This window comes from Streptomyces cinnabarinus, assembly GCF_027270315.1.
In the GTDB taxonomy this organism is placed as follows: Bacteria; Actinomycetota; Actinomycetes; order Streptomycetales; family Streptomycetaceae; genus Streptomyces; species Streptomyces cinnabarinus.
In genome coordinates this window covers 8,405,222-8,420,588 of record NZ_CP114413.1, presented here as the reverse complement: position 1 = coordinate 8,420,588, position 15,367 = coordinate 8,405,222, and the positions used below count along the sequence as shown (strand labels likewise).

Annotated in this window: 11 protein-coding genes; 6 read left to right on the top strand and 5 right to left on the bottom strand. The window is 73.5% G+C overall.

Annotated elements, in window-relative coordinates:
• Window positions 1-18: 18 nt before the first annotated feature.
• Window positions 19-999, top strand: coding sequence for an AraC-like ligand-binding domain-containing protein (locus STRCI_RS38000; RefSeq protein WP_269663548.1), 981 nt, complete (start codon window positions 19-21; stop codon window positions 997-999).
• Here the strand turns inward: STRCI_RS38000 and STRCI_RS37995 are convergent.
• Window positions 996-1,949: an alpha/beta hydrolase gene (locus STRCI_RS37995; RefSeq protein ID WP_269663547.1), complete on the bottom strand. Its 954-nt coding sequence runs from the start codon at window positions 1,947-1,949 to the stop codon at window positions 996-998. The two genes, STRCI_RS38000 and STRCI_RS37995, sit on opposite strands and share 4 nt — an antisense overlap.
• Before the next feature lie 217 nt (window positions 1,950-2,166).
• Here STRCI_RS37995 and STRCI_RS37990 point away from each other — a divergent pair, with 217 nt between their 5' ends.
• Entirely contained in the window at window positions 2,167-3,099 is a 933-nt protein-coding gene (locus STRCI_RS37990; RefSeq protein ID WP_269663546.1) for a helix-turn-helix domain-containing protein, read from the top strand.
• On the opposite strand, the gene STRCI_RS37985 is transcribed toward STRCI_RS37990, so the two are convergent.
• Window positions 3,083-3,898: a helix-turn-helix domain-containing protein gene (locus STRCI_RS37985; protein WP_269663545.1), complete on the bottom strand. Its 816-nt coding sequence runs from the start codon at window positions 3,896-3,898 to the stop codon at window positions 3,083-3,085. The genes STRCI_RS37990 and STRCI_RS37985 overlap by 17 nt on opposite strands.
• A 184-nt stretch (window positions 3,899-4,082) precedes the next feature.
• Between STRCI_RS37985 and STRCI_RS37980 the strand changes: the two genes are divergently transcribed.
• Window positions 4,083-6,854: an AAA family ATPase gene (locus STRCI_RS37980; protein ID WP_269663544.1), complete on the top strand. Its 2,772-nt coding sequence runs from the start codon at window positions 4,083-4,085 to the stop codon at window positions 6,852-6,854.
• On the opposite strand, the gene STRCI_RS37975 is transcribed toward STRCI_RS37980, so the two are convergent.
• Entirely contained in the window at window positions 6,772-9,459 is a 2,688-nt protein-coding gene (locus STRCI_RS37975; RefSeq protein ID WP_269663543.1) for an AAA family ATPase, read from the bottom strand. The two genes, STRCI_RS37980 and STRCI_RS37975, sit on opposite strands and share 83 nt — an antisense overlap.
• Before the next feature lie 235 nt (window positions 9,460-9,694).
• Here STRCI_RS37975 and STRCI_RS37970 point away from each other — a divergent pair, with 235 nt between their 5' ends.
• A complete protein-coding gene (locus STRCI_RS37970) occupies window positions 9,695-10,660 on the top strand; it encodes an alpha/beta hydrolase (RefSeq protein ID WP_269663542.1) in 966 nt (321 codons plus the stop codon).
• Between the two features lie 66 nt (window positions 10,661-10,726).
• On the opposite strand, the gene argG is transcribed toward STRCI_RS37970, so the two are convergent.
• Entirely contained in the window at window positions 10,727-12,172 is a 1,446-nt protein-coding gene (gene argG / locus STRCI_RS37965; RefSeq protein WP_269663541.1) for an argininosuccinate synthase, read from the bottom strand.
• Window positions 12,173-12,315: 143 nt separating this feature from the next.
• Window positions 12,316-12,666: a hypothetical protein gene (locus STRCI_RS37960; protein WP_269663540.1), complete on the bottom strand. Its 351-nt coding sequence runs from the start codon at window positions 12,664-12,666 to the stop codon at window positions 12,316-12,318.
• A 259-nt stretch (window positions 12,667-12,925) separates the two neighbouring features.
• Between STRCI_RS37960 and STRCI_RS37955 the strand changes: the two genes are divergently transcribed.
• Window positions 12,926-13,768: an MHYT domain-containing protein gene (locus STRCI_RS37955; RefSeq protein WP_269663539.1), complete on the top strand. Its 843-nt coding sequence runs from the start codon at window positions 12,926-12,928 to the stop codon at window positions 13,766-13,768.
• A gap of 77 nt (window positions 13,769-13,845) precedes the next feature.
• A complete protein-coding gene (locus STRCI_RS37950) occupies window positions 13,846-15,348 on the top strand; it encodes a metallophosphoesterase family protein (protein ID WP_269663538.1) in 1,503 nt (500 codons plus the stop codon).
• Window positions 15,349-15,367 lie beyond the last annotated feature (19 nt).

Sequence of the window (15,367 nt, the reverse complement as noted above, 5' to 3'; positions counted from 1 at the left end):
CTGTGTTGGGGGGCTTTCGTGCTGCTGCTCGATCTGTCGACCGTGCCGCCGCGCGAGCGGCCGGAGGCGTTCCGTCATGCGCTGACGGATTCGCTGGTGCCCAACGACGTGTTCCACGAGGAGCCGGAGACGGGCATGCACGCCCGGATGCACCTGTGGCGGGTGGGCGGCCTCGATCTGTTCGCCACCCGCAACTCCGGCTTCGAGGTACGGCGCACCGAGCGCCATGTGCACCACCACCGCAGTCATCCCGTGGTGTCCGTCTCACTGCAGACCGAGGGCGTGCACCGCGCCGAGGTCGGCGGCCGACGGCGGCTGTTGGGCGCCGACGACATCTGTGTCTTCCATGAGCTGTCGGTCCGCACCTACGGCTGGTCCGGGGACGGGGCCTCGCACTCGATGCTGTTCGACATGAACCGTCTCGGCGTGCCGGTCGAGACGGTGGTGCGGGCCTCGCAGCACCTGCGCGCGAGCCCGATGCACGGACTCGTCCTCGACCACCTGCGGTCGGTGTTCCGCGACGCCGGACGTCTGGAGGGCGACCCCGGCGCCGAGGCGCTCGGCAACGCCACCACCGAACTCGTCCGGGCGCTGCTGCTGTCCGCGGCCCATGCCGAGGACGCCGAACCGGTCCGCTCGGTCATGGACGACACCCTCCTCACCCGGGTCATGGCCTACGCCCGCCGGCACCTCGCGGACCGCGCCCTGACGCCCGAGCGGATCGCGGCCGAGCACGCCATCTCGGTGCGCAGGCTCTATCTCCTGCTCAGCGAGGCCGACCTCAGCCTGGAGCAGTGGCTGATCACCGAACGGCTCGCGAAGGCACGGCAGATGCTCGGCTCACCGCGCTACGACCGCCTCACCGTCGCCGCTCTGGCCGCCCGCTGCGGCTTCAGCAGCCCGAGCCACTTCACCCGCCGCTTCCAGGCGGCCTACGGGGTGACACCGAGCGAGTGGCGACGGCACCGCGGTGAAGGCGTGCGCGTCCCGGACGCCTAGGCCGCGTGCAGGGCGGCGTGCAGGGTGTCCGTGACCTGGATGCGGGCCGCCCGGGAGGCGCCGGTGTCGCGCAGGAGGTCGAACAGGACGAACGCGTGGATCGTGCCGTGGTAGCGCACCGACACCACCGGGACGTCCGCGGCCCGCAGCCGCGCCGCGTACGCCTCGCCCTCGTCGCGCAGCACATCGGCCTCGGCGGTGAGCACGAGCGCCGAGGGCAGTCCGCGCAGCCGTTCGACATCCGCGCGCAGCGGCGAGACGGTGCCGTGGGCGCGGGTGCCGGGGTCGGGCGCGTACTGCTGCCAGTAGCCGCGCATGGCGGTGCGGCTGAGGAAGTACCCGCTGGCGAACCGATGGTAGGAGGCGGTGTCCATGGCCGCGTCGGTCACCGGGCAGACCAGCACCTGATGGCGCAGGTCGGGACCGCCGCGCTCCTGAGTGACGAGGGTGAGCGCGGCAGCCTGGTGGGCGCCCGCGCTGACCCCGACGACCGCCATCCGGCTGCCGTCGAGACGCCACTCCCCGCCGTGCCGGGCGATCCAGCGGCTGACGGTGTACGCCCGCTCGACGGCCCCGGGATGGCGTGCGTCCGCCGGCTGGTCGTACTCGGGGACGATCACGGCGGCGTCCGCGCCGAGGACCAGGTCGGCGAGGAGCCGCCGGTGCGCGCAGGCGTCGGTGAACATCCAGCCGAGGCCGTGCAGGTAGAGCACCACCGGCAGGGCCTCGGCGCTGCCCGCCGGGCGCAGGATCCGCACCCGGATCCGTCGGCCGCCGTCGGCGGGCAGGGCCAGCCACTCCTCCTCCACGTCGGGCTCGTCGCCGCCGTCGCCGTTCCACAGGGCCGCCATGCGGTCCCGGGAGTCCGGCCAGGAGTGCCGCAGGACGAAGTCGCGCACCGGCCGTTCCAGGACGGGTTCCGGCTCGGCGGCTGGAACGTGGTCTTCCACCGGAACTCCTGCGGCGTGGGGGGCGTGCCGATCACTTGGGGGAGGCCAGCCTAGGGGCGACAGCGGGGGCACGAGCCGGCGTGCCCGCACCGATGCGTGCCGCTGCGTGCACAGTTGGGCGGCCGTGGAGAGGGAAGTGCAGTCATTTGACCTAATGCCTCCGCAGGTGCCCGGCACAGACTCGAACTCCAGTGACGGACGGCTGAAGGGACCCCTCGTGAGCGCACTGTCCGGGACAATCCCGGGGCCGGACACGGAGGTGTGGGCCGCCCTGTCGGCGCGGGCCGCACCGGCGGAAGGAGACCGCGTCGGCGCTTTCGTGACGCTGCATCACTTCGGCTACGTCCGCATGGTCGCCTGCGAGGACGTGCCGGCGCGGATGACGGTGGGCGCGGCGGCCGAGGACGCGGTGGCGCTGGTGGTCCCGCGCGAGGGCTCCCTGTGCCTGTCCCAGGACGGCCGCACGGTGTGTGTGGCGAGCGGGCAGTCGGCGCTGGTCGACCTCGGCAGGGCCTTCTCCGTGGAGCGGGAGGACCAGGGCGGCCGGGTGCTCTTCTTCCGGCTGCCCGGTCACGCGCTGCATGTACCGGCCGCGGCGCTGCGGTCCGTCGCGGCCCGCGTCCTCTCCTCGCCGGGGGACGCGTTGGCTCTGGTGCTGCTGCACCTCGACGAGTCGGCCTCCCGGCTGCCCGCCGCGGTCGGCGAGCGGCTCGGGGGCATGGTCACGGATCTGGTGGCGGGGCTCGTCGAGGAGTCGGCCGAGGAGCCCGCCGAGGCGGGACAGCGGCAACTGATGCTCTCGGTACGGGAGTACGTCGAGCGGCATCTGGGAGACCTCGACCTGTCCGCCGAGCGCATCGCGCGGGCGCACTTCGTCTCGGTGCGCTATCTGCACCGGCTGTTCGAGGGCGAGGGCATCACCGTGGGGCGGCTGATCCAGCGGCTGCGGGTCGAGCAGTGCGCGCGGGAGCTGGCCCGGCGCGGTCGGGTGAGCCCCTCGATCGCGGTGGTGGCGGCGCGTTGGGGCTTTCGCAGCGCGGCGCACTTCAGCCGGGCGTTCAGGGCGGTGCACGGCTGCTCGCCGCAACAGTGGCGCCGCGCGGCCATGACCACGGACGCGGCCCGACGCGCGCCTAGCGCGAGGGCCTGATCCGGCCGTCCCGCCAGTCGCTCGGGGACATCCCGTACGCGGCACGGAAGCTGCGGCTGAAGTGGGTGGCGCTGGCGAAGCCCCAGCGCCGGGCCACGGCCGACACCGTGAGGTCGCCCCGCCCCGGGCGGGCCAGTTCGCGCCGGGCCTCCTCCAGCCGGCGGTGCTGGATCCAGCGGCCGATGGTGCTGTCCTGGCCCTCGAAGAGCCGGTGCAGATAGCGGATCGAGATGTGCTGCGCCGCGGCCACGCTCGCGGGCGTCAGACCGCGGTCCCACAGATGCGCGTCGACATGCGCCCGCACCCGCCTGACCAGCTCCTCACGATCCCGGCCGCCGTCCTGCGGGCCGGGGTCGAGGTCCTCGGCGGCAGCCAGCAGGACGACCAGCTCGGCGGCGCTGCTCGCCAGTTGAAGACCCGCCCGCTCGGCCCGCGCCCCGGTCAGCTCCCGCACGACAGCTCCGAGCAGCGGCGCCACGGGGCCCTCGGCGGACGGCGGACGGCTGGTCAGCGCCCGGGTCCGGCGCTCGCTGAGAGCCAGGGCTCGCCGGGGCAGCCGTACGAGGTGGAGGGTGAAGTCCTCCGACTCGTGCAGGGTGAAGGGGTCTTCGCAGACGAAGAGGTCCCCGGGGCGGCAGGCCTCGGGGGTGGCGCCGCGGACCAGGGTGGAGTGGCCGGTGGTGTGCAGGCCGAGCACGAGGTGCTGGGCGTCGGGGGTGTGGGTGAGGGTCCGGGCGGCTCCGTGCAGGGTGCTCACTTCCAGGAACCCGACGGTGCGGTGCCGGTCGGTCGGGCTCATCGGGCTCCTTCGGTCGCGCGTTCGCTCGGCTTCAGCTTGCGGGCTGCTCCGGCGCTGGTGAGAGGGGTTTCGGGCGGTCCTGCGGGCAGGGGCAACAGGCGTGCAGGGTGGGGCAAGGCGCCGGTGTCACGGTGGTGCCCCGGGCGCGCGGAACGGTCGCGGCCCCGTCGGCTGAGGAGCGGCCTTGGGGAACGCGCTGGGCGGGACGAAGTCGGGCGAGAGGACGCCGGACGGGACGACGCTCGACGGGACGAGGGTCGACGGGACGACGCTGATCGGGCGGCGGCGTGAGCGGCTGCTGCTGGCGCGGGCCCTGGACAACGCCCGCTCCGGAGCGGGCGGTTCGGCGAGGGTGCTGCGCGGTGACGCGGGCATCGGCAAGACCGCGCTGCTCGACTGGACGGCCGCGCACGCCGAGCGCACGGGCTTCACCGTGCTGCGGGCGGCGGGCGCGGAGTCGGAGTCAGGTATCGCCTTCGGGGTCCTGCGCCAGGTGCTGCGGCCGCTCCGGGCGGACTCCCGGGCGCTGCCCGCACGGCAGCGTCTCGCGCTGGAAGGGGCGCTCGGGCTGCGGGACGGACTGCCACCGGGCGGCTTCATGGTCGGCGCGTCCGCGCTGGCCCTGCTCGCCGAGGAGACGCGCCGCCGTCCGGTACTGGTCCTGGTGGACGATCTGCACTGGGTGGACCCCTCCAGTACGGCCGTGCTGGTCTTCCTGCACCAGCGGCTGGCGGCCCTGCGCGCGGTCATGGTGTGCGCGAGCCGGCCCGAGGGGCCCGCGCTGGAGGGCTGGCCCGCGCATCCGGTGGACGTGGAGGCCCTGTCCGGCGAGGAGGCCCGCGCGCTGCTGCGGCACTGGCATCCGGGGCTCGCCGAGTCCACCGCGGAGCGGGTGATGGCCGAGGCCGCGGGCAATCCGCTGGCCCTGGCCGAGCTGCCCGGCCAGCTGGCGCACGAACACCGAAGGGGCGTCGCCCCGTTGCCGGAGCGGCTGCCGCTGGGACAGCGCCTGGAGGCACTCTTCGCGCGGCGGCTGCGCTCGCTGCCCGCCGAGGCGGACCGGCTGCTGCTGCTCACCGCGCTGGACGGCACCGGCGGCATCGTCCGCGACCGCGGTGAACCCGCCCTCGGCCAGGTGGAGGCCGCCGGGCTGGCCCATCTGGACGACACCGGGCGGCTGGTCTTCCGGCATCCGCTGGTGCGCAGCGCGGTGATCGCCTCCGCCTCGGTCCCGGACCGGCGCGCCGCCCATCGGGCCCTGGCGAAGCGCCTGCGCACGGACGACCCGCGTCGCCTCCTGCACGAGGCGTCCGCCGCCGAGGGCCCCGACGAGGCCCTCGCCGCCCGGCTCCAGGAGGCCGGAACCCGGATCGCGCTGCGCGGCGGTGACGCGGAGGGCGCCCTCCTGCTGGACCGCGCGGCGGCCCTGAGCGAAGACCCGGCCCACCGGGCGCGGCGGCTGACCTGGGCCGCGGCGATGTCGGCCCGGGGCGGGCGGCTGGCGTACGCGGCGGAGCTGGTCGAGGAGCTGCGGCGGGCACCGGTGCCCGAGGACGTCGCCCCGCTGTTCGCCTACACCGTGGTGTACGTCGACCAGAGCCACCATGTCGACTTCGCCTCGTCGTTCGAGCTGCTGCCCGAGGCCCTGGACGCGCTGACCGCCCCGGGCGCCCCCGCCTTCGGTGACCTGGTCGAGCAGATGGCCTTCAAACTGCTGCTGGCCTCCGTGTACACGGGCGACCCCCGCGGCCGGCGGGCGCTCGAACGGCATCGGGAGCGCCTCTCCCCCGCCGCCCGGCTGTGCCACCGCGCCTGGGCCGATCCGCCCCGCACGGCCCACGGAGCGGAGACGGAACTGCGCGCGCTGGTGGCCCGTACGACCGCCCGAGGGGAGGCCGGGAAGGCGTGGTTGCTGCTCTGGGCGGCGACCGCGGTGGACGCGGCCGACGCCGGGCTGCGCGGCCTCTTCGGCCAGGACCACGCCTACGCCACCCAGGGTTCCGTGGCGAAGGCCCGTTGCCATCAGGCGTTCCTGCGCGGCGACTGGGACACGGCCGAGGACTGTCTGCGCGAGGCGGCCACCGCCGACGAACTCGGCTACCACTGCAACGCCTTGCTGTTCCGGCACTACCACGCCCACTTCCTCGCCGGTCGCGGCGACGAGCGGGGACTGCGGGCCGTCCGGGCCCGGATCGAACCGATGGCGGCGCGGGCGCGGATGCGGTTCGTGACCGACCATCTGGAGCGGCTCGACGCGCTCGTCGCACTGGCGCACGGCCGGTACGAGGAGGCGTACGGCCGGTTGCGCGGACTGATGGCGCCGGGTGAACTGCCGGTCGGGCTGAGCTGGTTCCATCTGCCGTTCTTCGACTTCGTGGTGGCGAGTCTCGGCTGCGGTCGGCGGGCGGAGGCGCTCGCGCACGTCGCCGCCGGGCGTGCGGCCCGGATGGAGACGATCAGCGCGCACCACGCCTTCCTCCTGGCCGCGGCGACCGCGCTGACGGCGGCCGACGAGGAGGCGGACGCGGCCTACGCGGCGGCCTGTGCCGTACCGGGCTCCGGTCAGTGGGTGTTCGACCTGGCGCGGCTGCGGCTGGCGCACGGTTCCCGGTTGCGTCGGCAGGGGCGTCATGCGGAGGCGGGCGAGCTGCTGCGGGCGGCCTCGCGAGTGTTCCGGGAGCTGCGGGCCGCTCCCTGGGTGGAGCGGTCCGAGGCCGAACTGCTCGCCGCTCAGGGCCCGCTCACCGCTCAGGAACTGCGCATCGCGCGGCTGGTCGCGACCGGGCTGACGAACAAGGAGGTCGGCACCGAGCTGCACCTGTCCCCGCGGACCGTCGCGGCCCACCTGTACCGGATCTTCCCGAAGCTCGGGATCACCTCCCGGGCGGCTCTGGCGCGGGCACTTCCGGTGGGCGTGACTCCTGGAGCGCGCGAGCCACTCCGGCACGGGTCGTGATGCCCAGCTTGGGGAAGATCCGGTACAGATGCGCGCCGATCGTGCGCGGGGACAGGCCGAGCCGCTCTGCTATTTGACGGTTCGTCAGCCCTTGGGCAGCGAGTTCGGCGATGCGGAGTTCCTGCGCGGAGAGGCGGGGGTCGTGTCCGGGGGACGCCAAGTCGAGCTCTCGGGCGGCCTGTTCGGCCCAGGGGGCCGCGCAGAGGCGGGTGAAGGTGTGCAGGGCGGTCCGGAGGTGGGTGGCGGCCCGTCCGGGGCGCCCGGTTCGCCGTAGCCACTTGGCGTGGGAGAGGTGGGCGCGGGCGAGCGGGAAGGGCCAACTCCCGGCGCCTGGAAGGGCGTACACGGCCTGGTGTTTCTCCTCCGCCTCGTCGTCCGGCGCGGTGAGCGCCTCGGCGACCGCCAACTGGAAGGCGTGGTGGGGCGAGGCGTCGGCGACGCCCGCCGCCCTGGCCGCCCGCAGCCGGTCCCGGGCCTCGGCGTGCCGTCCGCTGTCGACGGCGGCCTGCACCCGGTCGACCAGGGAAAGGTGCGACCAGGCCGGGCCGAGGGCCCGCGTGTGGTGCCAGGCTTCCTCGGCGCGCCCGTGGCCGAGGGCGGCCAGCGCCTTCAGGGCCTGGAAGCGCTCAGCGACGAAGCGCAGATGGCGTTCTCGGGCCCGGATGCCGAGGACCGGCTCCAGTGCGGTGAGGGCGGTGAGGTCGCCGCGGGCCGCGTGGACCTCGGCCGTGTTCAGCAGGTGGAGGGTCTCGTCGAGGGCGTGGCGGTAGACGGCGGAGGTCTCGGCTCCGGCGCGGGCGACGGTGAGCGCCTCCTCCCAGCGGCCGTGCAGGAAGGCGTCGTGGGCGTGGACGCTGTCGACGAGGGCCTCGGGCGCGTGGGCGTGGCCGCGGGCCAGGGGTCCGTGCAGCGCGTCGTGCTCGCCGACGGCGCCCAGTCCGGCGGCCGCCCACCACAGGATCCAGGCCGCGGCGGTCTCCCGGTCCCGGGGCAGGCGTCCGGCCGCTCGGGCGAGCCCTTCGTGCGCTCCCCGCCACGGACCGGTCCACGCCCGCAGACACAGCGCGGCAGGATCACCGGGGTCCGTCGCGTGCCGCTCCACGGCGGCCCGGGCGCGTTCGTCGCCGGTGTGCACAGCGGCGAGCAGGAGCAGCGCCAGCATGGCGTCCCGCAGGTCGGCCGCCCCGCCCTCGTCCAGGAAGGCGGGCAGCAGTTCGACCGTGGGCACGGGGTCGCCGTGGAGCTGGAGGCGGGTGCGGGCGACGGCGTAGGCGTACGGGGCCGCGGGCTCCGGTCGTACCGGCCGGGCCTCGGTCTCGGCGTCGGCGAGCAGGTCCGCCGCGAGGCGCATGCGTCCGCCGCGGGTGGCCAGGACGGCGGCGGCAACGAGGCGCGCGGTCCGGTCGGCCGGGTCGGGGCTGAGCCCGGCCGCTCGCGCCAGCATCCGCGCCGCGGCCGCGCGCTCCCCTTGCGCGGCTGTTGTGTCGGCCTCCTGGTGGAGCCGCCCGGCCAGTTCGGCGTCGGTGCCGACGGCGGCGGCCGCCCGGTGGACGATGCCGGCGGTGGGCAGGGCGTCCGCGAGGAGCCGGTGGGCGGCACGGCGTTCGGCGGGGGTGGCGAGGTGGATCAGTCCGGCGGGGATCAGCGGATGGCGGAAGTCCAGGCGGTGGTCCGCCGCGTCGAGGTGAGCGAGGCCGGAGGCCGTCACGTCGTCCAGGATCCGCGGCCAGGGGGTGTGGGCGTCCCGGGCCGCCATGTCCCGCAGGGTGTCGGCGCGTTGGGCGGGCGGGCCGCCGAGTGCCGCCGCCAGCAGCAGGCGCCGGGGCGGCTCCGGCAGGGCGCGCACCTGGTCCTCGTACAGGCGCCCGAGCCGTTCGCCGAGGGGCAGTTCGTCCAGGAGGCCGGTCCGGGGGCCGACGGGGTGGCCGGTGGCCGCCTTGAGGATCTGTACCGGCAGTTCGTGCAGGGCGAGGGGGTTGCCGGCCGACGCCCGCAGCACTCGGTCGCGTACGCCCTCGAGGAGCCAGGGGTGGAGGGTGCGCAGCAGGCGCTCGGCCTGGTCGTCCGGCAGCGGGGGCAGGTCGATCACCTGGTCAGGGGCGGGAGTTACGGCGTCCAGGTGCCGGGTGGCGCCGATGAGAACCAGCGGCGACGGGGCCAGGTGTCGTCGCAGTTCCCCGAAGACGGCGAGGCTCGCGGGGTCGGTCCACTGGAGGTCGTCCTGGAGGACGACGACGGGTCCGTGCCGGGTGAGCAGCGCGAGGGTGGCGTCGGCCACGGCCGCGGGGTCCGGCGGGGCGCCGTCGCGCAGGCCCAACGCGGTTTCCAGGGCGTCCCGTTGGCCGCCCGGCAGATCGGGGGCGACGGCGAGCAGGGGCCAGAGCACCTGGTGCAGGGCGGCGTACGGCAGTTCCGCCTCCGCCGCCGCGCCGGTCATCCGCAGCACCCGCAGCCCGGCGGCGAGGGCGGCCGTCCCGGCCTCCTCCAGCAGCGCGGTCCGTCCCGTGCCGGGGGCGCCGCGCAGCAGCAGGGAGGTTCCGGTGCTGGCGATGTCCGTCAGGGCCGCGCGGATCCTCGCGAGCTGCTCGTCGCGTCCCGCAAGCATGATTCGGTGGCCCCCGCCCTCCGCCCCTGGTGAGCGCGGGTTCCGGCGCCGTCGGGACGCGTCCACGATACCCAGCGGTGGCCGGTCGGCCGAGGTCCGGGCAGGGTGGGGAGTCCATGCACTGTCGGAAGGGTGGCGGTGCACTGAGGGGCAATCCGCGCCGCCTCCGCGTCCTTAACGTGAAGGCGTCCCGCCGGAGAGGCCGGCGCGGCCCTGCGAGACCCGGGAGTCAGACATGTCCGACGCCGTCGAGCCGGTTCAGCCGGTGCTGGAGCCGGCGGCCGCCGCTTTCGCCGAGGCGACCGCGAACCCGCCGTACCTCTTCGAGCTGCCGCCGTCCGAGGGCCGCAAGGCGGTCGACGAGGTGCAGGCCGGCCAGATCGACAAGCCCGCCGTCGACGAGGAGTGGGTCACCGTCTCCGGCGGTCCGACCGGCAGCGTCCGGGCCCGGGTCGTCCGGCCGGCCGGTGCCGAGGGGCCGCTGCCGGTGATCCTCTACATCCATGGCGCGGGCTGGGTGTTCGGCAACGCCCACACCCATGACCGGCTGGTGCGCGAACTGGCCGTCGGCGCCGGTGCCGCCGTGGTCTTCCCGGAGTACGACCTCTCCCCCGAGGCGCGCTACCCGGTGGCCATCGAGCAGAACTACACGGTGGCGAAGTGGGTCGTGGAGCAGGGCGCCGCCCAGGACCTGGACGGGTCCCGGCTGGCCGTGGCCGGTGACTCGGTCGGCGGCAACATGTCCGCCGCGCTGACGCTGATGGCCAAGGAGCGCGGAGACCTGCCGCTGGTCCAGCAGGTGCTGTTCTACCCGGTGACCGACGCCGCCTTCGACACCCCCTCGTACCGGCAGTTCGCCGAGGGCTACTTCCTGCGCCGGGACGGCATGCAGTGGTTCTGGGACCAGTACACGACCGACGAGTCCGAGCGGGCGCAGATCACCGCGTCCCCGCTGCGCGCCACCACCGAGCAGCTCACCGGGCTGCCCCCGGCGCTGGTCATCACCGGTGAGGCCGATGTGCTGCGGGACGAGGGCGAGGCGTACGCCAACAAGCTCCGCGAGGCCGGGGTCGCCGTCACCTCCGTGCGCTTCCAGGGCATCATCCACGACTTCGTGATGCTCGACGCCCTGCGCGAGACGCACGCCGCCGAGGCCGCCATCACCCTCGCGATCGGCACCCTGCGCGGCGCGCTGTCCTGAGCCCGGACACGGCACAGCGCGGGTGGGCTCCCGTTCCGGGGGTCCACCCGCGCTGTGCGCGCACCGTCAGTCGGTGCCGAACTCCATGGCCGCGTTGTCCAGCAGCTCCTCGTCGCTGTCGGGGCCCTTGCCGACGGAGGCGATGGCCTCGGCGCCGCCCTCGGTCAGCGCGCCGATCAGGCTGGTGGCCCCGGCGTGCTCGACCGCCGCCGCAGGCGTGGCGCCGACCATGCCGAGCCCGGCGTACAGCTCCAGCTTGGTGCGGGAGTCGGCGATGTCGAGGTTGCGCATGGTGAGCTGACCGATGCGGTCCACCGGACCGAACGCCGCGTCCTCGGTGCGCTCCATGGACAGCTTGTCCGGGTGGTAGCTGAAGGTCGGGCCCGTGGTGTCGAGGACCGAGTAGTCCTCGCCGCGCCGCAGCCGCAGCGTCACCTCGCCGGTGACGGCCTGGCCGACCCAGCGCTGGAGCGACTCGCGGATCATCAGGGCCTGCGGGTCCAGCCAGCGGCCCTCGTACATCAGCCGGCCGAGGCGACGGCCCTCGTTGTGGTACTGGGCGAGGGTGTCCTCGTTGTGGATCGCGTTCACCAGGCGCTCGTAGGCCGCGTGCAGAAGGGCCATGCCGGGCGCCTCGTAGATGCCGCGGCTCTTCGCCTCGATGATCCGGTTCTCGATCTGGTCCGACATGCCGAGGCCGTGCCGGCCGCCGATGGCGTTGGCCTCCATCACCAGGTCGACGGCGGAGGCGAACTCCTTGCCGTTGATGGTGACCGGGCGGCCCTGCTCGAAGCCGATCGTGACGTCCTCGGCGGCGATCTCGACCGAGGGGTCCCAGAACCGGACGCCCATGATCGGCTGCACGGTCTCCAGGCTGGTGTCCAGGTGCTCCAGGGTCTTCGCCTCGTGCGTGGCGCCCCAGATGTTGGCGTCGGTGGAGTACGCCTTCTCCGTCGAGTCCCGGTAGGGCAGCTCATGGGCGAGCAGCCACTCCGACATCTCCTTGCGGCCGCCGAGCTCGGTGACGAAGTCCGCGTCCAGCCACGGCTTGTAGATCCGCAGGTGCGGGTTGGCGAGCAGGCCGTAGCGGTAGAACCGCTCGATGTCGTTGCCCTTGAAGGTCGAGCCGTCGCCCCAGATCTGGACGTCGTCCTCCATCATCGCCCGCACCAGCATGGTGCCGGTGACCGCGCGGCCGAGGGGCGTGGTGTTGAAGTACGCCCGCCCGCCGGAGCGGATGTGGAACGCGCCGCAGGTGAGCGCGGCGAGCCCCTCCTCGACCAGCGCCGCGCGGCAGTCGACCAGGCGCGCGATCTCCGCGCCGTAGGTCTTCGCGCGACCGGGCACCGACGCGATGTCGGGCTCGTCGTACTGGCCGATGTCGGCGGTGTACGTGCAGGGCACGGCACCCTTGTCGCGCATCCAGGCGACCGCTACCGAGGTGTCGAGGCCCCCGGAGAAGGCGATCCCGACGCGCGAGCCGACGGGGAGGGAGGTAAGCACTTTGGACATAGCAGAAGTATGCACGACGACGCATGAACATGCAACGCCGACCGCATGAACCCCGCCCGGGAGGCGCGGGGCGGGTTCCTCCCGGCCTCCCGCCGGGGAATTCGATCAGATCCTGCTGATTCGATCAGATGCCGCTGGTTCGATCAGGCCCTGTTCATACGCGCGGCAATACCGTGCCCGAGCGCCAAATACACGACCGCCGGAAGTCCGTAATTGAGGATGACCCGCAACCCCTCCGTGTCCATCGTGAAAATGTCCTGTGCCCATTCGGACAGCCAGTCCGCCGAGTCGCGGACAAACTCGACGAAGGCGTTCCCCTGGTTCGCGTCGAGCAGGTACAGCAGAATCCACAGGCCCAGCAGACCTGCGGCGACATCGCCGATCGTGCTGATCGTCAGGGCGGTCCTGCGGATCGCCGTACGGTTCCGCTCGGTGCGGTCGGGCCGGGTGGGCTGGTCGTACGTCTGGTATCCGGAAACCGGGTCGGTGTTCACGAGAAATCCGATCTGAGGGGTGGGATTCTTTCGGCGGGACGAGCCGCTTCTGCCTGTTTCTGCGTCCGGTAAACGCAATTGCGTTACACCTCCGCCGGGAAGCACAAAATATGGCGGACTATTCGGGCACAGGGGCAAATGTGCGGGCACCGGCGCACATGTGGGTACGCGACAGGTCACCGTGAAGGCTTGCTCTACAGGGCCCTCACCACGTAAACCTTGCTCGACGAACAGCCATGGCTCTGGGGGGAGTTGGCACATGGAAGGTACGGTCGACGGGTTCCGCTACGGGGCGGTGACACCGGTGGCGGCCTATGTGATGGCCTGCCTGGGCGGGGCGCTGGGGCTGCGCTGCATCGTCCGGTCGCTGATCAACGAGGGGTCCTGGAAACCCGGCTGGCTGGCGCTGGGCGCCACCTCGATCGGCTGCGGCATCTGGACCATGCACTTCATCGCGATGATCGGCTTCCAGGTCGAGGAGACCCGGATCCGCTACGACGCCTCGCTGACGGTCCTCAGTCTGATCGTGGCGATCGTGGTCGTCGGCGTCGGCGTCTTCATCGTGGGCTATCGCGGCGCGGGCACGTCCACGCTGGCCCTCGCGGGTCTCGTCACCGGGCTCGGGGTCGCGGCCATGCACTATCTCGGCATGGCGGCCCTGCAACTGAACGCGGACCTCCGGTACAACGTGTTCACCGTCCACCTGTCCGTCCTCATCGCCATCGCCGCCGCGACCGCCGCGCTGTGGGCGGCCGTGTCGGTGCGGGGCTTCCTGACGAGCCTCGGCGCGAGCCTGGTGATGGGCGTGGCCGTGTCCGGGATGCACTACACCGGCATGGCCGCCGTGGACGTCCATCTGCACAGCGCGGCGGCCGTGGGCTCCTGGTCGGGCGACTCTCCCATGTCCCTGCTGCTGCCCATGCTGATCGGCCCGGTCGTGTTCCTGCTGCTGGCAGGCGTCGTCGTGATGTTCGACCCGCTGCTCGTCCTCGGCGACGGCGAGGGGAACCACCCGGTCGCACGACCGGCGCAGCCGCGGCCCGAACCGGTCCACGGCCCCCGCGCGGGCGGGAAACGGCAGTGGGGCGCGCCGCGCTGGTGAGTCGGGCGGCGGCCGGGCGGCCGCCAAAAGGCGGTCCACCGCAGGCCCCGCCCATAGATCATTGTTACGGTTCACCGGTGTCCGACTCTTCACGCGATACCGCAGAAGGCGCCGGCTGGGGAACCGCGGAACGCGGTACGTACCGGCGGCTGATGACCACCGAGGTCCCGAAGACCTCCTGGCTGGACCCGAGGCTGCTGTGGGCGGCCCGCAATGGCGTGCTGGCCTCCTGGCTCGGGGACCCGACCGGGCGCACCCGCGGCCGCTGGGTGGCGCAGCGGGCGGCGGCCGGGGCACCCGCCGACAAGGTGATCCGGCGCACGGAGCCCGACCGCTTCTCCTTCCTGGTCATCGGGGACACCGGAGAGGGCGACGAGCCCCAGTACGCCGTGGTACCGGGGCTGTTGGAGGCGGGCCGGGACACCAGCTTCGCGGTGCTCGTCAGTGACGTCATCTACCCGGTGGGCAGCGCGGACGACTACGACACGAAGTTCTTCCGCCCGTACCGCGACTACCCGGCGCCGATCTACGCGGTACCGGGCAACCACGACTGGTACGAGGACCTCGGGGCCTTCATGCGCGTCTTCTGCGGCGACGCCCCGCCCCTGGAGCCCGAGCCGAGGCCGCGCCCCCTGACCCGGGCCCGGCTGCGGGCCCTGCTCTGGCACCAGCCGCGCCGAGGCGACGGCCAACACCTGGACGAAGCCCGGAAGTTGCGCTCCGCCCCGGCCCAACAGGCGGTGCAGCCGGGCCCGTACTGGGCCGTCGATGCGGGGCCGGTGCGCATCGTCGGCATCGACACGGGCCTGCTCGGCACCCTCGACGCCGAGCAGGGCGCCTGGCTGCGCGAGGTCTCGCGCGACCCCCGGCCGAAGATCCTGATCACGGGCTCGCCCCTGTACGCGGACGGCGTGCACCACCCGTGCGAGATCGAGGGCGGCGGCACGGTCGACGACATCGTCCGCGATCCGGCGCACCGCTATGTGGCGGCGATCGGCGGCGACATCCACAACTACCAGCGCTACCCGGTGAAGGTGGGCGACCGCACGATCCAGTACGTCGTCTCGGGCGGCGGGGGCGCGTTCATGCACGCCACGCACACCATCCCCCGGGTCGATGTGGCGAACGTGACGGAACAGGACTTCCGCTGCTACCCGCTGCGCGGCGACTCCCTCTCCTTCTACAGCAAGGTCTACGGCCGCCGCCTGCGCCTGCGCCGCTTCTTCACGCTCACCGAGGACGAGGCGGCGGGGGTGGTCGCCGAGCGGCTGGGCATCCCGCTGACCAGGGCCCAGCAGACGACCGCCCGCATCACCGGCCGTACCCGCCTGGTGGCGAGACTGCTGGGTGCGGGCCGCCGCCCGGACCGCACCGCCCACTTCCGCCTCCCGGTACGCAAGATCTACACCTCCCTGTTCTCCCCCAGCTCGGCGACGTACAGCCCGCCGTTCTTCAAGTGCTTCCTGCGGGTGGACGTCTCCCCCGAGTCGATCCGGCTGCGCTGTCACGCCGCGACGGGAAACCGGGCTCAGGAGATCGAGCCGCCGGTGGAGGACGAGGTGACGATTCCCCTGGTCTGAACGGAACACCCCGGCCCCG

Coding starts and splice junctions, on each gene's coding strand:
- STRCI_RS37955 (WP_269663539.1), top strand. CDS start 12,926: ATGGAAGGTACGGTCGACGGGTTCCGCTACGGGGCGGTGACACCGGTG.
- STRCI_RS37975 (WP_269663543.1), bottom strand. CDS start 9,459: ATGCTTGCGGGACGCGACGAGCAGCTCGCGAGGATCCGCGCGGCCCTG.
- STRCI_RS37985 (WP_269663545.1), bottom strand. CDS start 3,898: ATGAGCCCGACCGACCGGCACCGCACCGTCGGGTTCCTGGAAGTGAGC.
- STRCI_RS37970 (WP_269663542.1), top strand. CDS start 9,695: ATGTCCGACGCCGTCGAGCCGGTTCAGCCGGTGCTGGAGCCGGCGGCC.
- argG (WP_269663541.1), bottom strand. CDS start 12,172: ATGTCCAAAGTGCTTACCTCCCTCCCCGTCGGCTCGCGCGTCGGGATC.